Annotated in this window: 15 protein-coding genes and 1 pseudogene; 9 read left to right on the top strand and 7 right to left on the bottom strand. The window is 35.1% G+C overall.

What is annotated here, in order from left to right; all coding sequences use genetic code 11:
• Positions 1 to 141: 141 nt before the first annotated feature.
• The 3 genes from ABF682_RS06150 to ABF682_RS06140 form a co-directional block, all read right to left on the bottom strand.
• Positions 142 to 2748, bottom strand: coding sequence for a sigma 54-interacting transcriptional regulator (locus tag ABF682_RS06150; protein WP_415619286.1), 2607 nt, complete (start codon positions 2746 to 2748; stop codon positions 142 to 144).
• A 300-nt stretch (positions 2749 to 3048) separates the two neighbouring features.
• A complete protein-coding gene (locus ABF682_RS06145; protein WP_289979175.1) occupies positions 3049 to 3738 on the bottom strand; it encodes an MmcQ protein in 690 nt (229 codons plus the stop codon).
• 252 nt (positions 3739 to 3990) lie between these two features.
• Positions 3991 to 4806, bottom strand: a complete 816-nt coding sequence (locus ABF682_RS06140; RefSeq protein ID WP_289979173.1) for a MerR family transcriptional regulator — start codon at positions 4804 to 4806, stop codon at positions 3991 to 3993.
• 97 nt (positions 4807 to 4903) lie between these two features.
• Here ABF682_RS06140 and ABF682_RS06135 point away from each other — a divergent pair, with 97 nt between their 5' ends.
• From ABF682_RS06135 to ABF682_RS06105, 7 genes and pseudogenes are all read left to right on the top strand, one after another.
• On the top strand, positions 4904 to 6223 hold the full coding sequence (locus ABF682_RS06135; RefSeq protein ID WP_415619285.1) for a replication-associated recombination protein A: 1320 nt from the start codon (positions 4904 to 4906) through the stop codon (positions 6221 to 6223).
• Positions 6224 to 6455: 232 nt separating this feature from the next.
• Entirely contained in the window at positions 6456 to 6986 is a 531-nt protein-coding gene (locus ABF682_RS06130; RefSeq protein ID WP_415619284.1) for an NAD(P)H-dependent oxidoreductase, read from the top strand.
• Positions 6987 to 7077: 91 nt separating this feature from the next.
• Entirely contained in the window at positions 7078 to 9618 is a 2541-nt protein-coding gene (locus ABF682_RS06125) for an ATP-binding cassette domain-containing protein (RefSeq protein ID WP_415619283.1), read from the top strand.
• Between the two features lie 324 nt (positions 9619 to 9942).
• Positions 9943 to 10575 (top strand): superoxide dismutase, encoded by a 633-nt coding sequence (locus tag ABF682_RS06120; RefSeq protein WP_415619282.1) that lies wholly within the window; start codon positions 9943 to 9945, stop codon positions 10573 to 10575.
• Between the two features lie 179 nt (positions 10576 to 10754).
• A complete protein-coding gene (gene licT, locus ABF682_RS06115; protein WP_415619281.1) occupies positions 10755 to 11609 on the top strand; it encodes a BglG family transcription antiterminator LicT in 855 nt (284 codons plus the stop codon).
• Positions 11558 to 13321: pseudogene (locus ABF682_RS06110) on the top strand (beta-glucoside-specific PTS transporter subunit IIABC); the annotation flags it as partial. The gene licT and the pseudogene ABF682_RS06110, both read left to right, overlap by 52 nt.
• A 27-nt stretch (positions 13322 to 13348) precedes the next feature.
• Entirely contained in the window at positions 13349 to 14806 is a 1458-nt protein-coding gene (locus ABF682_RS06105; RefSeq protein ID WP_415619280.1) for a glycoside hydrolase family 1 protein, read from the top strand.
• A 122-nt stretch (positions 14807 to 14928) separates the two neighbouring features.
• Here the strand turns inward: ABF682_RS06105 and ABF682_RS06100 are convergent, their stop codons facing one another.
• From ABF682_RS06100 to ABF682_RS06085, 4 genes are all read right to left on the bottom strand, one after another.
• Positions 14929 to 15501, bottom strand: coding sequence for a hypothetical protein (locus ABF682_RS06100; RefSeq protein WP_415619279.1), 573 nt, complete (start codon positions 15499 to 15501; stop codon positions 14929 to 14931).
• Positions 15502 to 15772: 271 nt separating this feature from the next.
• Positions 15773 to 18553 carry a cation-translocating P-type ATPase gene (locus ABF682_RS06095; protein WP_415619278.1) on the bottom strand — a complete coding sequence of 927 codons (2781 nt, stop codon included), beginning with the start codon at positions 18551 to 18553 and terminating at the stop codon, positions 15773 to 15775.
• Between the two features lie 432 nt (positions 18554 to 18985).
• The gene (locus ABF682_RS06090) at positions 18986 to 19183 is read right to left on the bottom strand and encodes a hypothetical protein (protein ID WP_415619277.1); all 198 of its coding nucleotides are present in this window, start codon (positions 19181 to 19183) and stop codon (positions 18986 to 18988) included.
• 105 nt (positions 19184 to 19288) lie between these two features.
• A complete protein-coding gene (locus tag ABF682_RS06085) occupies positions 19289 to 20404 on the bottom strand; it encodes an alpha/beta hydrolase (protein ID WP_415619276.1) in 1116 nt (371 codons plus the stop codon).
• 147 nt (positions 20405 to 20551) lie between these two features.
• Between ABF682_RS06085 and ABF682_RS06080 the strand changes: the two genes are divergently transcribed.
• Positions 20552 to 21118: a TetR/AcrR family transcriptional regulator gene (locus tag ABF682_RS06080; protein ID WP_415619295.1), complete on the top strand. Its 567-nt coding sequence runs from the start codon at positions 20552 to 20554 to the stop codon at positions 21116 to 21118.
• 174 nt (positions 21119 to 21292) lie between these two features.
• A complete protein-coding gene (locus tag ABF682_RS06075; RefSeq protein WP_415619275.1) occupies positions 21293 to 23101 on the top strand; it encodes a sigma-54-dependent Fis family transcriptional regulator in 1809 nt (602 codons plus the stop codon).
• The last annotated feature ends 424 nt before the right edge of the window (positions 23102 to 23525 follow it).

Here is a 23525-nt window from a genome sequence, read left to right as displayed (position 1 = left end):
AAAAACCATTCCTTTCTATTCTTCCTTCTCACACTTAATACTTAGCAATTTCCGTGCCAACTTTTGCAAAAGGCTACACTCTAGGTGTTCTAAGAATAAAAAAAAAGTAAATGCTCTTTTTTAAGCACTTACTTAAACACATTAGTCAACCACAAGTGGTCGTAATAACTCATACATTAACGATATTTCATAATCATTTACTGTAATATTGTATTTTGTTTCAACATCATGAAAAATATTCTTTGAAACTGAATAAAACTCTAATTGTGTTTCTGACATCTGTTCACGGATAGTGTGACCTTTGTTATTAGAATTACTTGAAACCAATGTTCTTTCCAACATTAAAGAAATATGCATATACAAATTCAGCTTTATTTTCCCACTTAAGCTTAAATGATAGTATTTTTCATATTTACTAGTAATTTTTTGAACTTCCTTTATCACAACTTCTGGATTTAAAAACTCTAATCGATCCCCGATTCCTTCAATTGTGAAGAATTTCAACAGTTCTTCAATCAAGGCGTTTATACTTTGATCGCTTTCGCCAAGTTCTTTTAGTAACTCTCCAAGTTTTTTAGTGCCCGGTTTATCCATAATGTCGTAGATGTTGATAATTGGAGTTAATGTATATTGTGGAATATCAGTAGTAGTGAGAATTATCTTTGTATTTCGAAAGTATTCATGATCATGATTATCCAAAGAATTTTTCAAGTCTTTATAATCCATCGTTATAATATCGGTATCCGTTTGAGAAACCTTCTTTATAATTTTTTTAATTTCTTTGGAAAGTCCCTCTCCTGACATACACGAGATAATTATATTTTGTTTTTGCGATATTCCTTCATAATATTGAGTACTGATAACATCTCGATATGCTTCTGCTTTTTCAGCAATTTCTTTGAATTGGCTATTTTGCTGTATCTGAAGCCCAATATCTAATGCGGTTGCAGTTGTCACATTATTAATAACTAACAAATCTGAGGAAAGAAGGGGCTTTATCTCCTTGTACATTTGACTCAAAGATCCCATATCGAACATCAAAATGGTCCCCTTGTATGCTTGAGATTGTTGGCTGATAAAATTCCCTATTTCTTTGCTGATATCCATCATTGAAGTTTCAATTGGCATATCAAAACTCTCAAAAATGTAATTACAACATAAATTATTAACAACACTTTGAATACTGGCTGCCATTGTTTCTCCATGTGATACTATAATCGCAAGCATATCTATTTTTTCAATCGCACTTACCTTAGGTGCAAAAATTAAGAAAACAAGCGCTAAAACGACTAGACTTTGTGATAATTCCTTAAAATCCAATTTCTGTGCAGCAAGCATTGCCAGATATGTTGTTCGCGGATATCTTTTTTTGATAGATTGCAGCAAAACTTCACTATCTTTTAAATTAAGCTGTTCAGAAAAATATAATAGTATATCTAAAAAGTATATTAAATTCTTTATATCATTATCTGTAATATCAATTGTCTGCCCATAACGATGTCTTAAGAACACAATTATTTTTTTTACTTTGCTTGTCATTATGTTGGTAATCTTTTCATCCAAATCGATATTAAGAACCAGTTGTCTAGTATCATGTAAAAAACTTTGAATTTCTAAAACACTATCCGAAATAGGTGCTTTTTGATGTTCATTTTTTTTCAAAATATTGATAAGGTTTAAAACCGATTGCTTGTCATCTAGAGACATTAGCGGTTCAAAATTCTCGATTTTCTGATACTCAAGATAAATATAGTCTTCTAAAAAGGTTTGTTTATCGTCAATCATTATATAACGTCCGCTACTAGTATCATTCCTGTATGCATCTGCGCACATCAATTTTACTTTATTTTGGATGGTGCCAATATTTCCGCCCGACGAAATTGCAACTAATGATTTAAGAACGCTGTACGCAATTTTCAAGTCTCGTTGAATGGAAATCGCTTCCTGATAAAAAAAGTGAAGTATGATTTGATATCTCTCAAATAATGGCCTTTTCGAAAAGGACGGCAATTCAAGATTTAAAGGGACACGCCGCCTAAATGTTTGTAAGAGGTAATTGTCTAGTTGCTCTGTCGTTGCAAAAATGAAGCGGATATTAACTTTTAGCGCATCTTTATTTTCTCCAAGTGGATAATAGTAGCCTGTATCAAGCAGTGTAAATAATTTTTCTTGACTTTCTATTGGCAAGCGATGAATCTCGTCTAAGAAAAGATAACCGCCATCTGCTTGTTTAACCAATCCAGTGGTATCCTTATCAGCTCCTGTAAAAGCACCTCTTTTATAGCCAAATAAGACTGAGGAAAGAAGTTCTGGATTATTAGCATAGTCAGCGCAGTTTAGAACAACAAATTTTGCTGATTCGGTAATAACATGCTGCTGATGTGCATATTTATATAGGAGAGATGCAAGATAGCTTTTTCCTGTACCCGAAGGACCTGTAATAATTAAAGGAAAACCATTAGGTGGGTACACAACTGATGACTTCGCTGATTCAATAACTTTTTTTAAACTACCAGACGAACCTATAAATCTAGAGAAAACATCTGTATTCTCTTTTATTTTCCAATAAACAGGTTTAGTACCGTATTTAATAACCAAGCCATCTTTACGTAATTGAGATAAGTATGAACTAGTCACTCCACGTGTAAGTTCTGCAGCTTTAGCGATTTCTTCCGTTGATATATCTTTAAGGCCACTATTGAGTAATTCTTTCAATACATCTCTAACTTTAAAACGAGCTTTTTTCATGAACTGATCCTCCTAAAGTGATTAATTACATTTAAGCACATCATTGCAGGTAAGACCATATTAATTTTAATTACAAAGAATTTTTCATGTGTTTAATATATGGTTCTAAACTAATCGAGCTGTATAGAAGATATCGAAGCAATTAAAGCAACTACTCAAAGAGGAATATATTCTGAGTGCTCGGATTAAATTGAAATTCATGATATTAAAAAAATATGGATGTCACTGGAGTTCCAATATTCAACGCAGGAAAAACTATTTAGATGGTAAAAAAGTGTCTAGGTTACACGATTTTAATTACTAGTTAACGGGTTTACTGTTTTGGGCTAATTCATTGGTCAAAGCTTTTGTAGCACGTCTTGGACCACGAATTGCTTTAATACCATACTTCTTTAGATTGTTAAAACTATATTTTCTGGTATTCAAACTTTCAATACGACGTAGTTGCATAACATGATCTATTTTTAGGTTTTGATCCTGATAATAATAAGGTTGATTAATAGCTGTTACTAAACATTTGTATTTTAGAGCTGATACAGGTGCTGCTACATACAAATAAACAATATCACCAATTCTGATATGAGTAGATTGTTTCCAACTAATTGTTTGGTTTAATTTAAATGCCTGATCAATATCGAAGTATCTAGGATTGGCTGGGACTATCCATTCTTGACCAGTAACTACCAAATCAAAGATAAAACAGTCATCTGCAATTTTGTGTAGCAATGTTTGATATTTATCCTTAATACTAGCTGCAAAACTTCCTATTAAATTTGAGGAACGAAAATTTATATACTCTTCATTAAAATTTGTATCAATAACTTGTCCTACTAATCGTTGGTTATCCTTAATTTCTACTTTTATTACAAGATCAGTATCTGGAATTGTTTGGATGAAAACTAAACTATTGGTTGTTTTTTTAAAACCAAACATAATTAGTTTTCGATAATCTGGTTTTAAATTAGTGAAAATCTCACTTTCTAAACTCATAATTTTACTCCCTTTTATTTTTAATTGATGATTTGTGTTTAAGAGAGGGGTCAAAAGTTAAATTTTGATTCAGTTCCTCTATTTATTCCGTATAAACGTGTTTCATAAGTCAAAACTCTCCGTCTAACTTCGAATTACTCATAGCAAAGTACTCGCTATGTTCGTAATTTCGAGTTAATACTCAAATTTTCCCGACTTATGGTATAGCTTTCTGTATTGGTTTTACAATAATGATTGTAAGTGCAGAATTATTCAGTCTTGTTTATTGAGAACTGCAAATTCAAGCCAACCATATTTAGAAGATCCTGTCTCAATAAGATTATTACCTGCATTAATTTGCCAAAGGTAATCTTCGGTCACTATTTTATTTTTTTTGCAAAAAATTTTCAACTCAGTTAAACCTTGATCAATACCAACCACATTGTTCTCAACGAGTGTGCAAACATACCTACCCGCATTTTTTTCAATTGTCGGAACAGGAACCTTATGTTCACCGTTAATAACCTCTTTAATTACGCGAAAGGAGGCTTCAGCGTAACCATTTGGTTTATCGACTGTCAAGTTGGTTAAAAAGCCGGATTTAGTTGTATCCATAACAGCTAATGAATCAAGCTGTTTATAAAATGCAGCAAATAATTGTGCAACTTCTTCCTCGGTGCAGCTAACAGATCTCTGTGAACACCAAAAAATCTTTTTTTGCCTCCGCTGAATTGAAGGTTGATAAAGCATATCTTTGTCAACAACAGATTGATTACCAATTTTTTTATTGATGATTTCTCGAATTTTAACTAGCTCATTGATTTTATTATCAATTTGATTTTGAGTGCTTATCAATTGTTCATTAGGAACATCCTGAGACTTAGTTCCTATTTTTCTTATCTCATCCAAGGGGATATCTAAACCGCGCAACCCTAATATGAACATCAAATCATATAATTGGCTATAATCATAGTAGCGATAACCTGCTGGAGATCTATCTATGGGTTTAAAGATATTTTCTTGATCGTAAAATATTAATGTACGGCGAGTTGTGTTGGCTAGTTTAGCCATTTCACTTATCTTTAACATAAAGTGTTCCTCCTGTTGACTGTAACGTAACGTTATAGGACACAATGAATTATAGCACGCAATTGGTGCATTATTAAAAGAAAGGCGGTGTAGACCTATGAAACAGGAATCACTATTTTCTAGTCAACCGGAAAATACACCTTTAGCTAACCGTGTTCGTCCAGAAAGTTTAGATCAATTTGTTGGGCAACAACATTTACTAGGTACTGGCAAGATTTTACGGGAAATTATTGAGAGTGATCAAGTTTCCTCAATGATTTTTTGGGGGCCACCTGGAGTTGGAAAGACAACACTGGCTGAAATAATTGCCAAGCAAACACAATCAACCTTTTTAAGCTTTAGTGCGGTGGATAGTAGCATTAGTAAGATCAAAAAAATCATGAAGCAAGCAGAAACTGATCGTGAAATTGGGCAAAAAACTATTGTTTTTGTCGATGAAATCCACCGCTTTAACAAAGCACAGCAAGATGCTTTTTTGCCATACGTAGAACGTGGAAGTATTATCTTAATTGGAGCTACAACTGAAAATCCATCATTTGAAATTAATTCAGCATTACTATCACGTTGCAAAGTTTTTGTATTAAAAGCGCTTAAGCAATCCGATATTATTAGATTACTTAAGCGTACACTTAGCAACCCTGATGGTTTTGCAAAACAAATAATTCATATTGGTGATGATGAGATCAAGGCTATCGCAAATTTTGCCGATGGTGATGCTAGGAGGGCTCTAAATACTTTAGAAATGGCTGTTCTTAATGGCGAAAAAAGTGGGAACGTTATCACAATAACTATTGAGAATCTTAGCCAGTTAATAAATAAAAAATTTGTTCTTTATGATAAGAACGGTGAAGAGCATTATAATATTATCTCTGCTTTGCATAAATCGATGCGTAATAGTGATGTTGACGCAGCAATTTATTGGTTATCACGAATGTTAGAGGGGGGAGAGGACCCTATCTATATTGCTAGGAGATTAGTACGTTTTGCTAGTGAGGACATTGGATTAGCCGATACTAATGCGCTTAATCTCACCATTAATGTATTTCAAGCCTGCCAGTTTATTGGTATGCCAGAGTGTGATGTGCATCTAGTTGAAGCAGTAACTTATTTATCGTTAGCACCTAAATCTAATGCTATTTATAAAGCAAGATTAGCAGCGGCCAAAGATGTTAAAGAAACTGCAAATGACCCTGTTCCTCTGCAAATACGTAATGCACCAACCAAGCTAATGAAGGACTTGGGTTATGGTAAAGATTATAAACTAGCACATTATGCTAAAGATAAACTAGCCACTATGAAAACTATGCCACTTTCAGTAGCTGGTCATGAATATTATCTTCCGACAACCGAAGGAAATGAAAAGCGTTTTAAGGAACGTTTATTGCAAATTAAAGCTTGGCATAAGCAACATCGATAATAAAAATTTTTGACTTATGAAACATATTTATTCGTATTGGAAAGAAGAACCCAGGTTAAAAGTAGTTATTATTTTTATTGACTGTAACGTTAATATACAGTTTAGAATGATTTTATGTATAAGGCAACTAATCGATGAATTTAATCAAATAAATAATTTTGTATTTTCAATGTAATGATATTGATGCAATGTTTTATCTTACAAAAAGATTGAATAAAGTATGGTGTAATACGTGAAAAATAAGTTGAATCAGAAAATAAAAACAACAGTATTCTTATTTCATCCTGATATTAAATCTTCAAAAGTTAATTATGCATTGAAATCAGGCACCGGTGGAGACATCGTTGTTCGAGATATCTACGCATTATATCCAGATGAAAGAATAAATATTAGGGAGGAACAAAAACATTTAAATCAAAGTGATAGGATAGTTTTCCAATTTCCAATTTACTGGTATAGTTCACCAGCATTACTAAAAAAATGGGAGGATCAAGTGTTAGAACATGGTTGGGCATATGAGAGTCATGGGAATGCATTAGCGGGGAAGGAATTATTAATTGCAGCAACTTTTGGTTCCACTAGCTATGGAGTTGGAAAGGAAACAAAATATACCTATGACGAATTGCTATATCCGTATCATGCACTAGCTGACTATGTTGGGATGAATTATATGAATCCATTTATACTCTCTAGAACAATTGGAATTAGAGGAGCAAAGTTAAGGGAAAAGGTGAAAGAATACTATGATTATCTTCACAGTTAGAGCAAAAATAGTATTGTGTCAATTGCTGACAAGAGGGCAGAAAAATAACTTTTATAAACAAAAGAGCTTACTTTACTAAGAAGGTAAATACATGACAAAACAAAATAATAAGGTTCAACAAATTGAAGTTCGGGGTGGAAATGTACATAATTTAAAAAATATTAATATAAATATTCCATTGAATAAGTTTGTAGCAATTTCAGGCCCTTCAGGATCAGGCAAGAGTTCTTTGGCTATGGGAATTTTATATGCTGAAGGTTCCCGCCGATACCTGGAAGCCTTGTCGACATATACAAGACGTCGAATTAATCAAAATAAACGCTCTCAGGTACAAGAAGTAAAGCATATTCCATCGGCAATTGCATTGCGTCAACGTCCAAATGTACCATCAGAACGTTCAACGGTGGGCTCAATGAGTGAACTATTTAATGTCGTTAGACTGATATTTTCACGTTTAGGATCAACTGTATGTCCCAATGGGCACCGAATTCAACCCAGCTTAAAGATTGCTCAATCAATGGATTTACCAGGAGGACCAGGAAGTCGTATGGGTATTATCGCTTGTCCAACCTGTGGGGTAGAGTTCATGGCAAAATCGGCTGAAGATTTTGCCTTCAATTCTGGTGGTGCTTGTCCCGAATGCCATGGTACTGGGAGAGTGCGCGAACTCGATGAGAGTAAATTGATTGGTAATAAGGATTTAACCCTTGAAGAAGGCGTTGTGGCTTCTTGGCATTTGCCAGGTCGTAACTTTATGCCAACTGTAGCTGCAACGCTGGGTGTTCGCACTGATGTACCTTATAAAAATCTGACAGAGCATGAAAAAGATATCGTTTTACATGGTGAGAAAAAACAGTATCCAGTTGATTTTCGTACCTCAACAGGTCGTGTTTTCCATACTGACAAGACATTATATGAAAATGCCTACGAAGCAGTTTATGATTCACTCAAAACAGTTAAAAGTGACCGTGCTATTAACAAAGTGAATCAATTTTTCCATTTCTCAGTCTGCCCGAATTGTCATGGGACTAGGTTAAATCCAGATTTGTTAACTCAAATGGTTGGTGATTCAAATATTGCCGAGGTTTCAAGTCTTTCACTTGGAAAACTATCGGTTTGGGAAAAGCGAACTAAAGTTGGATTACCCCATGAGATGCAAGCAATGGCCACAGTTCTATTTAAAAGTCTAACAAACACATTACAACCGTTGTTAGAATTAGGATTGGATTACTTGGCACTATCTCGAAATGGTAATACATTATCAACTGGAGAATTACAGCGGTTACAGCTTGCTAAAACAATACGAACTGAGACAACTGGTGTTTTGTATGTATTGGACGAGCCCTCTATTGGGTTACATCCAGATAATGTTAAGGGGTTGATTAATGTTTTTAGAGCATTAATTGCTCAAGGAAACTCACTCGTTGTGGTCGATCATGAAGTTGCTGTCATTGAAGCTGCTGATTGGGTAATTGAAGTTGGTCCTGGATCTGGTGATACAGGGGGTAATATCATTGCGGTCGGTAAACCACAAGACTTAATTAATCAACCACAATCATTAATTGGCCCGTATATTTCAGGCAAAGCCAACATTATGCATGACAAAGTTGCAACAACAAAACACGCAACTGCTTTGACAACGCATGTATCGGTTGCAAAATATTTTAATTTGCAAAATATTTCAGTCACTATTCCGGGTAATCAAATAACGGCTGTAACTGGATTCTCTGGTGCTGGTAAAACAAGTTTAATCTTAGACAGCTTAGTACCTGCTATAAAAGCTTTAAATGACAAAGTTCCATTGCCTAAGCAAGTTAAAACACTCACAACTATTTTTACTGATGTTGTGAGTGTTGATGCCAAACCTGTCGGTAAAAATTCACGATCAAGTCTAGCAACTTACACAACAATTATGGATAATTTGAGGCGGATATTTGCTGATTTACCAGTGGCTAAAGCTAAAAAATATGGTCTTTCCTATTTTTCATATAATAATAAACAAGGTGCATGTGAGCATTGTGGAGGTGTGGGCACAATTACGTTGGATATTCAATATTTACCGGATATGGAAGAAGTTTGTCCTTATTGCCATGGCGCACGCTATAAGGATGATATTCAAAAAATATATTGGCATGATTATAATATTGTTGACTTACTTAATTTATCGGTTAAAGATGCTTTGGAGGTCTTTCAAGATGTTCCTAAAATTGAAAAACAGCTCAGATTACTCAGTGATATTGGTTTGGATTATTTGCATTTGGGTGAAAGCACACCTAGTTTGTCTGGTGGTGAGGCGCAACGCCTAAAATTAGTTAATCATCTGAATAAAAAACAAAATAAAACGCTCTTTGTTTTTGATGAACCATCTGTAGGACTACATCCAAATGATGTCCAGACATTGCTTGGTGTGATTAATAAATTGAAAGAAAAAGGTGCCACAGTTATTATTATCACACATGATCTCGATTTAATGGCTAATGCCGACTATATGATTGATTTAGGGCCTAAGGGTGGATTAGCTGGTGGTGAATTAATGGCTAGTGGAGATCCATGGCAATTAATAAGGAACCCAATTAGTTTAACTCTTAGGTATCTCAGGGCACATTTTAGCCATTTTGGCTTAATTAAATAATTGGAGAAAATTATTTGTTAACAGCACTTTTTTAACTTTTAAGATTATATTTGAAAGAAATGGTTTCTGCGTTTTTTCTACAAATGTAGATAGTATAATGAAAGTAAAATTCTAGCTAGTATAAGTGCTGGAATCATGTTTAGTAAAAAAAAATACTAAGATAAAAATTTAGGAGAGTTATATGCTGAATAATATGCTTTAAAAGCCACATAAAAATAATATCCAAATATATAAAAAGCATAAGCATCTTCTTGGATTTTTATACTTCAGTAGGTTAAAATTAAATAAGAATAAAGCCCTTACAAACGAAAGGAGATCAATACCATGGCGTATATACTTCCAAATTTACCGTATGATTATAGTGCATTAGAACCTTATATTGATGAGCAAACAATGCGATTACATCATGATATGCATCATCAAACCTATATTAATAATTTGAATGCAGCTTTGAAAGATCATCCTGAATTGTCTGAACTTCCAATAGAAGAGTTGATGGGGCAAATAGACAAGGTACCTAAGGATATTAAGAAGGCTGTACGTAATGGTGGTGGCGGACATGCCAATCATTCGCTTTTTTGGAAACTTCTTTCGCCACATTTTGATGCTAGGCCAGAAGGATCTTTGCGTGATGCAATTGATAGTGAATTCGGTAGTCTTGAAAAATTTAAGAAGCAGTTTACTGAAGTTTCCTTAAGTGTTTTTGGTTCAGGTTGGACATGGCTTGTGAAGGATGATGCTGGAAAATTAAGAATTATGACAACAGCGAATCAAGATTCTCCGATTTCTGATGGGTTAACGCCTATCTTGGGGTTGGACGTTTGGGAACATGCGTATTATTTAAAATATCAAAATCGTAGGCCGAAATACGTTGAAGCATTCTGGCACATTGTGAACTGGCAAGAAGCTGCAGGTCGATTTGATAGTGAGTTGGCAGGAGTCGGGTCAGAAAGTTAAATAAAGCACTTGCAAAAGTATTTAAAAAGTAGTAAGATTTTAGTTGTCGAAGGATTGTTACCGCTATCATAAGCGGGCAAAACCTGTCGCAAATTGGATGTATAGGCTAGTAATAGTTTATATCACGGTTTGTGTGCAGGTTTTTTTACATCATTATCTAAGAAATCTGGGGAGAATCTATGAAGGTCAAACAGGTTTTTAATAACAATGTTCTTTTAGCAAATCAAGGTGATCAGGAAGTAGTGCTAGTTGGTCGTGGAATAGGGTTTAAGCAGAAACCGGGAATGCTTGTTGAAAAAAATAAAGTGAGTCAGGTTTTTGCGCCAACTGATGATAAATGGTTCACGTTATTTCATGATTTGATTCAAAATATTTCACCAGAATATCTTGAGTTATCTGCTCGAATAATTCAGCAAGCAAGTGAAATGCTCCACGCAAAATTCAATGATTATTTATTAATATCGCTAACAGATCATCTTGATTTTGCAGTTACTAGATACAAGCGAGGTATTCAGATTCATAATGAGATTTTATGGGAAATAAAAAATTATTATCCTAATGAATATCAAGTTGCTAGTGTGGCACTTGAAACTGTCAATCAGCAAATAGGAATAAAGTTGCCGGAAGATGAAGCCGGATTCATTGCAATGAAATTGCTTGATAGCAGTGTTGATCATCCCCAAAGCGGTGATACGGTTAAAATGACTAAGCTGATAGGAGATATCGTTCAAATTGTCCAGTATCAATTACAGATCAAGCTTGATCCGGATACGATGAGCTATCGTCGCTTTTTAGTTCATCTGAGGTTTTTGGCTGAACGTATTTTGCAAAAGAAAATTAATGATTCTGGAAGTGATGATGATTTTTTGTTTCAGCATTTGGTTAAAAAGTATCCAACATCATTTGAATGTACCAACAAAGTAACAACTTTTATCAGCGGGCAGCTACAGATTAATCTTTCAATAAATGAGCAAATTTATTTAACAATACATGTACAGCGTGGCATTGCGCAACGCGGCTTAGATTTAAGTTGAAAGACGAAGCAAAGGCAGATACACAAAAAATTGAGGATTTAGATGGTGTAATCACAGTTGTCCGATCCGCAGGTCAATATCAAATTGTTGTTGGGAATGCTGTGGCAAATGTCTTCAATGCTTTAGCCAAACAAACAGGTTTGGAAAATGAAGAACAGAGTGCTCAACCGCAAGAGAAAGAAAAAAATATTGTTAACCGTTTTATAGCATTTATTTCAGGGACTTTTACGCCGTTCTTGGGTGCTTTGGCAGGAGCCGGAATCTTAAAGGGACTGCTTGCGCTGTTTGTGGCGTTGAATTGGATGAATACCACAAGTGGAACTTACGAGATCCTATATGCTGCTGGTGATGCATTATTCACCTTTTTACCAATTTTTCTTGCATTCACAGCATCTAAGCGATTAAATGTCAATCAATTTGTAGCGGTTGCTCTTGCATCTGCATTAGTGTATCCGACACTTGTTGCAACTGCTACTAAAGCACAGACTCTTCATTTTATTGGTATTCCGGTTGTTCCAACCACATATACATCATCAGTTATTCCGATTCTTTTGGCTGTTTGGGTTTTGTCATTTATCGAACCGGTATTAAATAAAATTTTTCCTGAAGCAGTCAGGAACATCTTCACACCGCTATTTTCATTGGTAATTATGGTTCCACTAACAATGATTGTCGTTGGACCACTTGGGTCATCTGTGGGGAATATTTTATCATCGCTAGTTTCATCAGTTTATAATTTTGCACCAGCTTTAGCGGGTGCAATCATGGGTGCTTTCTGGCAAGTATTTGTTATTTTTGGAGTACATTGGACCTTTGTCCCTGTGATGATGAACAATCTTAGCAAAATGGGTTACGACCCGCTGCTGCCGATTTTATGTGCTGCCGTTATTTCTCAGGCAGGTGCAGCACTAGGAATTTTTTTGAAAACAAAGAACAAAAAACAAAAAGCATTAGCTGGTTCAGGGGTCATCACTGGGATCTTCGGAATTACCGAACCAATTATTTATGGTTTGACCTTAAAGCTGAAACGTCCATTTATCTGCGCAGTTATTGCTGGTGGCATCGGTGGAGCAATCATTGGTGGTTTTCAGGTTAGGGCCAGCTCCTTCACACTTCCTAGTTTATTGGCTATTCCAACCTATGTTGGTAAAGGATTTGTTGGTTCCTTGATTGGAATTGCAGTATCATTTGTTCTGGGTGCAGTTCTAACATATTTATTTGGAATGGGCAAAGCAGACATACAAGAGAGTGACCAAAATTTAGATGAATTGTCTGCACCTGTAAACGGTACGATTATTCCATTAACAAGCGTTAAAGATGAAGTCTTTGCATCAGAAGCTATGGGTAAGGGTATTGCAATTGTTCCAACAAATGATAAGGTTACTTCACCTGCCAGTGGAACAATTAGTGCAGTTTATCCAACTGGACATGCAATTGGAATTATTTCAGATCAAGGCGCGGAAATATTGATCCATATTGGAATAGATACCGTAAAGTTAAATGGAAAATATTTTGAAACGAAAGTTAAGCAAGGCCAGCATGTCGATCAAGGAGAAGAATTAATCTTGTTTGATTCTGAAAAGATTAAGGCAAGTGGATATGATAATACCGTTATGATGATCATCACGAATACTAAACAGTATGAAGTGGAGACTACTAAAGATACAGAAGCAGATCAAAATACGGTCCTAACACTGCAGCTGACAAAATAAATTTTTTTGACAAAAGGAGATATATAAATGTATAAAGCAGATTTTCCAAAAGAATTTCCCAAAAATTTTTTGTGGGGTGGTGCGACTGCTGCTAATCAGATCGAAGGAGCTTGGAATATTGACGGAAAGGGCTTAACAACGGCAGAAGTTGTAAGAAAAGCGAATGATCGAAAAAAAATGTCGATGAATATAGTTGATGCTGAATCAATTAAAGAAGCCATCAATGACACGACAACAATCAATTATCCTAAGCGACGTGGAATTGATTTCTATCACCACTATAAAGAAGACATCAAACTTTTTGCAGAAATGGGTTTTAAAGTATTTCGTTTTTCAATTGCATGGGCACGTATTTTTCCGAAGGGCAATGAACAGCAGGCAAATGAAAAAGGGTTAGCGTTTTATGACCGTGTTTTAGATGAGCTGGAAAAATATGATATCGAACCATTAATTACACTTTCGCATTATGAAATGCCACTCGCACTTACACAAAGACAAAACGGTTGGCTGGATCGTAAAACGATTGCGGATTTTACCCATTATACTGAAACTGTTTTTAAACGTTATCGTGGGCGTGTTCGTTATTGGCTGACTTTTAACGAGATTAATACGGGAACTTGGGGTTTTCATGAAACTGGTGTCGTGGATAGTCATTTAAAGAAACAAGAACAAGAGAACATTCGTTACCAAGCGCTTCACCATCAGTTAGTAGCCAGTGCTATAGCGACTAAACAACTACATGAAATTGATCCAGAAGCAAAAATGGGTTGTATGCTAGCCAGAATGCAGACATATGCGGCGACATGTAAACCAGAAGATGTTCGTGCAGCACAATTAGAAGATCAGAAAAACTTATTTTTTACTGATGTGCAAGCACGTGGTGAGTATCCGGAGTTCATGAACAGATATTTTTCCGAAAATGGAATTCAGATTAAAATGTCTACAGATGATCAGGAAGTTCTGGCGGAATCACCAGTTGATTTTGTGAGCATCAGTTATTATATGACAACGGTCACCAGTGCTGATACAGGGGAGGAAGTCAATGGTAATATGGCAACAGGCGGCCGTAACAAGTACCTTGAAGAGTCTGACTGGGGCTGGCAGATTGATCCTGTTGGCTTGCGGATTACTTTGAATGAGATGTGGGATCGTTATCGAAAGCCATTATTTGTCGTTGAAAATGGTCTCGGCGCTTTAGATAAGCTTGAAGCTGATGCAGTCCATGATAATTATCGAATTGATTATTTGAGAAAGCATATTGAGCAAATGAAGCAGGCCATCAAGGATGGTGTTCAACTTATGGGCTATACGATGTGGGGACCAATTGACCTTATTAGTTTTTCAACTTCAGAAATGTCCAAGCGATATGGATTTATTTATGTTGATCAGAATGATGATGGGAATGGGTCATTGGAACGAATTAAAAAGGATTCTTTTTATTGGTATAAAAAAGTTATTTTTTCGAATGGAGAAGACTTAGAATAAAAAAATTTATATTATTGAATATTCAAATTAATTTTTTACCGAGGCAACTTTTGCTTCGGTTTTTTTATTGGAAAGGTTTGTTGGAGGAGAGATAGGATTTATTTTAATAATCACTACTAGCGCTAATAATTGTTCATTAAAATAAATTGTACTACTGTGTCACAAATCATAGAAAGGTTTAAAAGCTCAAAGGCATACAGTGTGTTATACGTGATTTTTTTATTCAATAGTGCAATTCCTTGATCAAATTCCAAAATCAACTCAGCTTTTTCACTATCTATAAGGAGATTATTTGTTTTAAAATTATTTTTTAGAAAAAAATTAGTATCATGCTTTTTTAAAAATAAATAGTATACGGGCAGTAATAGTGCAGCGTTGATGAAAAGGACAAAAAATATTATTATTATGTAAAGAGGGGCTTTAAGGATAATTACAGCTAAAAAGACAAGCGTTGGAATCATGTTCAAAATCAGTATTTTTCGTAAAGACTTTGCAGGGTGATAGGTGGTAGTTGACGTACCACTTATGTTAATATTATGTATTTTTTTATATTGTTCCGTTTTTCTTTTAAAGATTACTATTTTTTTATGTAAGCTTTTTCGCATTTTAATCATTTGAAATAAAAGCACAAAAAAAATAATAGCAAAGATACACATTAAACCTAGAAGAGTAAAAATTAGTTGAACTAATGACATCACAAACGCCCCATTTATTATTTGAATTCAGTATAGCAAACGAATTTTAATTTTGCATTAGTTTTTGTTCCAATTCATTCCTGATAAAAGTTATTATTTAATAATTAGTGACAAGTATCAGAATTAAAACCATACTAAAAAATAACATTAATGAAAAATTATGGTATGCTTTCAAACAAAAAGAGTGATGAGTCATGATTTAACTTTTGACCCAGCACTCTAATAACACTATCTTCAAGTTAAAAACCTATGAGATAGAATTTTCTTAAAATTAATTGCGATTGTTAATTTTTCGAACAAAGAATTTTCGCAATTCTTCAAGTAAGAATAATGGAAGTGGAATGCAGAATAAGAAAAACCATTCGACAAGGTCTAACGGCTTGGTGTTGAAGACTTCTTGTAGAAATGGGGTGTACATCAGCACTGCAAATAACACAATCTCAGCAATAATTCCCAGCCAAATTCGCCGGTTACTGAAAAGGCCAACCGAAAAGACGGATGAAATTTGTGTTCGACAGTTCATTGCTGCTGCAATTTGGCAGAAAATAATGGCACCTAAAGTCATTGTAGTTGCTTCAGCATACCCTGTTCCAGAAGAAATGAGAGCAATAGACGGCCACCCATGAATATAGTTGACGAAGAAATAAGCACAGATAGAAATAACTGAAGCAACTAATCCATATAATGCAAAGGCTTTTATGACAATCGATTTATTAAGTAAATGACTATCTTTGGGCCGCGGTGGGAGATCCATAATCCCCGGTTCGCTTTTTTCGGTTCCAAGGCCTAATGCTGGTAAAAGATCAGTTCCCAAGTCAACCGTTAAGATTTGCATAACCGTTAGGGGCAGAGGTACCAACCCTCTGGTTAGTAAAAATACAATAGAAGGTGCCGCCTCAGGTACATTGCTGTTAAGAATATATAATAGGAATTTTTGCAGATTGTTGTAAACCGTCCGTCCTTCCTCAATTGCACTCACAATTGAAGCAAAGTTGTCATCTGTTAAAATCATATCCGCTGCATCTTTTGCAACGTCTGTTCCTGTTACTCCCATCGCAATTCCGATATCAGCCCTCTTCAAAGCTGGAGCATCATTGACACCGTCACCCGTTGAAGCGACAATTTCTCCATTTTTTTGACACATGGATACAATTCTAAACTTATGTTCAGGTGCAACTCTAGCAAAAATAACTTCATCTTTAACTGCCTTTTGAAGGTCGTCATCAGATAGTTGATCCAACTCACTTCCCGTAATAATTCGAGCTTTATCTGATGTAATGCCGATCTTTGTTGCAATACTTTTAGCAGTGATGGGGCTATCACCTGTTACCATAATGATTCGAATACTGGCACGATGGCATTTTTTAACAGCATCAAAAATTTCTGGACGCGGTGGATCAGACATCGTTACTAAGCCAACGAAGACCATATGTGTTTCGGCATTTTTGATAGTATAGCTATCAATTTTCTGACCTGCAAGGGGATCTTGACTAGTTACTTTGCGAAAAGAAAAGGCGAGTGAGCGTAATCCTGCACGAGAATATTTTTCATCGACTTCATGTATTTTTTGCCGATCTTCTTCAGTAATTGTTCGAATCTGCCCAGCATCAAGAATTTGATCACAAATTTGGAGTTCACTGCCTAATGCTCCTTTGGTATATATTATTGGATTTTCTGCCTGTGTTTTTGCAATTACTGACATTAATTTTCGATTCGAATCAAAAGGTAATTCTTTTAAACGTGGAGATTTTTGACTTTCATACTGACCATTAATTCCAACTTTTCTGGTCAAGATTATTAGTGCAGCTTCTGTAGGTGTTCCTAAAATCTTAGACTTCTCGTTTACCTTTCCTTCTGTTACTTCCGTATCATTATCAAGTGTTGCAATTTGAAGGAGTCTTTTTAAATCAGTTTCTTCCGCAAGATCGATATTTTTTCCTGCCAATGTCACATTACCATTCGTAAAATAGCCAGTTCCACTTACTTCATATTGTTTGGAAATCAACCAGACGTGGTTAACCGTCATTTGATTTTGAGTGAGAGTTCCTGTTTTATCGGAGCAAATAACGGTTGTTTCACCAAGAGTTTCAACACTATTCAAGTCTTTTAACAGCGCATGATGTTTCGCCATTCTCTGTGTTCCTTGAGCAAGTGATAGCGTAACGGTTGGTAGTAATCCTTCTGGAATAAAGGCCACAATCATGCCAAGTGCAAAAATAAATGAAGATGCAATCGGGGAATGAACAAAGAAGATTGCTAGCAAAAAGAAAGCGATACCAATTAAAACTGCAATCACTGTCAATTGTCTGGTTAGTTGGTTCAGTTCTCGCTGCAGTGGATATATAACCTTTTTCTGGTTTTGTGTGAGTTGAGCAATCCTCCCAAATTCGGTTGTCATACCTGTTGCAAAAACAATCCCACTGGCGGTTCCGCTTGTCACTGTTGTACCGGCAAAAACGATATTATTTTGAGCAAATTTACCATCACCATGTTGGTACTGGTCTCCCTTATCTACGGGCAATGATTCTCCAGTTAATGAGGATTCATCTATTTGCAGGTTCGAACAATTAAATATTCTGGCATCTGCCGGAATAGCGTCACCGGCTTGAAGTGCAAACAAATCTCCTGGGACTAATTTCTCTTCTCGAATCTGTTTGATGCTTCCATTTCGGGTAACTTTTACATAAGAAGGCAGCATTTTTTTTAAAGAATCAGTTGCTTTTTGAGCTGCATGTTGTTGCCAATATGAAAAGCACCCATTAATAATGTTAACTGCCCAGATGGCGATTCCCAACTCGAGCATTCCTGCAAAAGTTGCAATAATACCTGAAATCCAAAGAAGAATAGCCATCATTGATGTAAAATTCGCAACAAAAACTAATATCTCTGAACGCTTCTTGGCTGTTTGAATGGTATTCTCACCATACTTTTTAAGTCGCTTATCAGCATCAGTTTGTGTTAATCCCTGAGTCGTTGTTTGATAATTGGTCATCAAAGCTGCTAGACTTTCCTTAGCAGCATCATTCACTTTAGTAGATTCATTATTTTTCATAATTAATTCACCTCCGTCACAGGTTATGCAATTTATTGGAATCATAAACAAGTTAAGTATAGCGCTTTTTTTATAATTATGCGCAAAAATAATGGTATTGAGAGTATGTAAGAGGAAGGATTAAAAATAATTGCGCAATGGATGATTACGACTAGTTTTACTAGAGATATTTGGGGAATAATGTTGCATTGGATTGTTTTAAATGGGAACTAATTAATAAAAATTAAACGTTAAGTAGCATATTCAAGACAATAAACAATATGCCTTTGAGTTGTGAAAAATGAATTGAAAAAAATACCCTAAGGTTTGAAACAAACCAAGGGTAAAATGATACTGGAAAATATTGAAGCCTGTTAGTTGCCTAGCTGGAAAGAAATTAAGATTTAATATAGTGAGACAATCTATAAAGTCGATATGGAATTGGCTAGTAGATTAATCATGGTGCTTTTCTTGATCACTAATACGCTTATCTTTTTTCATGCTTCCGGCAAAGAAAGCTAACGTAACTGCCACAATGGCAATGATAAACTCAACGGCAGACCAGCGATAAACAATTGTTAAGCCAACAAGAATAATGTATGAAATAGCTAGTACCATATCCTTAGTACCTAGACCATAAAAAGATGGCATCAAAAACCACGTCCTTTGCTTTCAATTATAACATCAATAGTACCATGATAAATGGTATTGCGTTTTATTATATTATACTCACTTTTGGACGATACTAGCATAAGGCTATTGTAAAAAATTTTTTATTTCGGCGAAACCCAATTCACGTCTACCAGCCTGACAATGCTGATCTCCGCCTGAAGACTTATCAAACATAATGGATTTAACCGAACTAGCATTGATTAGATTCGTGGTAATTTCTGGAAGACGACTGCTTGGTACGTATTGATCGTTTTCTCCTGCGAGTAATAAAACATCCTGATTGATCAGTGGAAAAATTGGTTTCATGCTATATTTTTGAAATTCTTTAAGCAGATCGTAAGGTGTTTTAGTACCTGTGTTCTCTAAACCTTTGTTTATTTTCCAATTCAGGTCAAGATTTTGACTCATCATCGCAAAGAACTGTGTGTTGATAGTTTCTTTTTGCTCCGTAGCCAACAATCGTTCAATTTTCGTCATTTTGTCATAAGGCAAACGGATACGCAAACTATCCATAAAGCTGTAGAAAATATCGAAAGCAACAACTTTATCCAAGCGTTTTTCAAATGCAGCTGCCCGCATGACCAGATAACCACCAAGAGACATTCCAACTGCACTTGCACGCTTAATATCGAAATAATCTAAGATGATACTGATTGGTTTCTCCCAACTATGAGTTAATTTTATGCCATTCCTAAGAGCTGTTCCCTGACCTGGCCCATCAAAAACATAGATATTATAGTTGAGACCTTTCATAAAATGTGCCATTTTGACCATTTCTTCCATGTATGAATCAAAACCAGCAAAGTATAGGAGACTCTTTGTTGCTCCTGGAGTGATTAGCTTAACTACTGGCAGGTAACTGTTCTCATAAGGAACTTTGTATGATTCATATTCAAAGTCATTGTATCCTTTATAAAAATTTTCACGATATTTATCATATGCAAATTGATCTCTAGAATCATCTGAATTTAAATAAAACTCAGATGCCTGATAGTAAGCTGAGGCAATTGACCATTGCTCATCATTTTCTCGTTCCTGTGCTTTTTGGAACCACGCTTTGTACCATGATTCAGTATCGTTCAATTGCGGAATAATTGTTTCAAGATCCTTTTGCACGATGGGATTATCCTCAAATTCATCATTGATAAAACGATTTATCTGTAAATTAAATTGCTCATTTGAAACATATTGTTTGAACATTTTGTAGTACCTCCTATAGTTTCTATAAATGTAGTATTTATGAAATTATAGGAAGAAGCAATGAGCAGTTTTTGTTGAATTATAGGATATCAAACTATTATTTTAAAGTAGTATGATATCCTATGAAATGAAGGAAAGGTGATTGATATGGTGCTGGACAAAAGAAAAATAAAAACTAAAAGGCTAATAGAAAGAACTTTTATTGCTTTATTGTCTGAAAAAGAGTTTTCAAGAATAACGATAAAAGAAATTTCCGAAAAAGCGCTAATCAGTAAGTCAACTTTCTATGATCATTATGTTGATAAATACGCATTATTGAACACCATTATTCTAGAATATTCTAATGAATTTCAGACAGAAATCCACGAACGCTTCAAGTCAGTTGATGAACATAATACTTTAGAAGTCATTAGTAGTATCACACAGGACTTAGCTTTACAGAACAAAAATTTATCTGCCATTTTGCGAGTTACGGGAACTGATAGGAGTCTAGAAATTAATTTTAGAAAGATACTTTTTATGGAGTCTTTTACATATTTTGAAAGTCATCCAATTAATAAAAGATTTTCAAGTGATTTTTTAGCAAAGATGTATGCAGAAATGGCATTAGCATCTATCTCATATACATTGGCTAACTATGAGGATAAGGAACTGCTAAAACAGCAAGTTGATTTTGTAAACTTGCTGCAACAGTCGATTATTGGAAAAATATAATTGTTAGGAACGGTTTTTTGCAAATATAATCATTCCTAGTTTGTTTGAAAAGCTTATTTCTGAATTAGTAAAAAGTAGTGGTAATTAACTAGAACACCTAAAAAGTAGTAATAAAAGCGATTTCATATATAATGTAGGTGAGAATTCTTTTTTGTTTTGAATAGGGGTGAGCATATGCAGAACCAACAGTTATGGGAAAATTTTATTACGGGGAATCAATTGGCTGCCGACACATTAGATACTAAGATTGCAGAATCATGGAAATCTTGCTTGCAAGCAGAGGTTGATCCGTATCTTATTAAGCCGCAAAAAATTCTTTCAGCGGCGGAGTTGTTTAATAAGCAGCAGCAATACGGCAAACTGATTGAAGTGGTTAGAGAACAGATCAAAATGGTTGAGGTTAATTTTATCCTAGAGAAGCCAGTCTTTATTTTGACCGACGAAACGGGGAATATTTTATGGCGTGCTGGTAATTTGCAAGCCCAAGAACATGCAAATGAGTTCTATTTTAGAGAAGGAACAATGTGGACAGAACTCAATGTTGGAACGAATGCAATTGGAATTGCCATACGTACTAAACGAGATGAGCATGTTACTTCAGATGAACATTATGCTTATGCTTCAAGACAATGGAGTTGCTCTGCATCCCCCATTCTAGACGAAGAAGGCAACGTTCTAGGTGTTTTAGATATTTCAACGTTACACAATGATTCAGCCAAGGATGCTTTATTATTGCTGACACTACTGACGCAACGGATATCAAACATTTTGATTCGTGAAGAACTCGAACGACGCAAAGAGCTGTTACAATATTGTGTATTACATCAGCCTAATGAGCTTTTATGTGATACGCATTTCAAACTCGTCAGTATACCTGAAAAAGATAGTGAACACTTTGAACTTGGAAGTGATATTCATAATTATATTGATGCAAAAACAATTTATAAAAGTGAGAAGATATGTTTTAAGAACAGACTAATTGGTTATAAAATGCATATTTTTAATAAATTATCGCAGGCAAACAAGGCTTACTATCCTGGTGTGCCGACTGCCAACAAAGCCTATAGCCAGTTTTTGAAACGTGTTTTGAAATTCGCAGGCAGTAATTTACCAATTCATCTTTTTGGTGAGTCTGGTACGGGAAAAGAAGTATTGGCGCGGACAATCCATTATAATAGTGCCATTGAAGATGGCCCGTTAGTAGCTATTAACTGTGGAGCCTTAAATCAGGATTTGCTTGAAAGCGAGCTTTTTGGTTATGCTCCGGGGGCATTTACGGGTTCTAACGCTAAGGGTCAGAAGGGAAAGATTGAACAAGCAGATGGTGGAACATTGTTTTTAGATGAAATTGAAAGTATGTCTATGAGAATGCAGACTGCCTTATTGCGTGTTATTGAAGAGAAGAGAATCATACCAATTAATGGGGAATCACGTAAAGTTTCTTTTCGTTTAGTAACTGCTAGTAACCGTGATTTACGGGTTTTGGTTCAGCAAAAGAAGTTTCGCGAGGATCTCTTTTACCGAATTTACGTCTGTCCAGTCCAGATTCCGCCTTTACGTGAGCGAAAGGAAGATATTAGACAGTTAATTGCGGCTTTTTGTAAGAAAAAGAAATGGAAACTAAGCTGGCAAGACGAGCTGTATAGTATCAGTTGTACCTACTCTTGGGATGGAAATATCCGAGAGTTTAACAATTTTTTGGAAAGGCTGTATCTTTTTTATGAATTACAGCAGCCAACGGACACACAAATCAGGCAGCTGATAGAAGCGGGGATGCTATCCTCTGGTATTCAAGGAAAAGCAGCAGATACTTTTTTGGGTACTGCTAAGCATGGTCTGTCACTTAAAAGCAAATCAGAGGAAGCACAAAAATTACAGCAGGTGTTGGAGCAGAATCATTATCATGTTAGTAAAACAGCGGCTGAATTATGTATCTCACGGACAACTTTATATCGTAAGATGAAAAAATATGGGCTTAGGTAGTGAACAGAGTGATTGAAGCAATAGTTACAAAACGTTTCATTTATAACACTATGTTCAATAATATTGATACAACGATTAGTGGCAGTAATAATTGAAAATCAGGCAAGTTTAAGCAGTCATACATTTTCTAGTAAATTATCTATATTTAAACTCAAAAGAAGAGGCGGGATCAAAAATAAAATTTTGATCTGGTCTTTTTTTGATTCCGAATAAATGTATCCCATAAGTCAAAAATAACTACTTAACTCCAAATTACGCATAGTAAATTCTATGCGATGTTCGTAATTTGTGTTAGCACACCACTTTTACCACCTGATATCAGATTCTTTTAAAAGTAAAAAAGCAGTTTTAGGCAAAGCAGTTAGCGTATTAAGTCAAAATTAAAATAAAAAGATAATGGTAATTTTTAGTACTAATACTAATT

Origin of the sequence: Liquorilactobacillus sp., from assembly GCF_047719775.1 — a bacterium.
Lineage (GTDB): Bacteria > Bacillota > Bacilli > Lactobacillales > Lactobacillaceae > Liquorilactobacillus.
The sequence above is the reverse complement of the archived record's forward strand: the minus strand, read 5'-3'. Positions and strand labels throughout refer to the sequence as shown.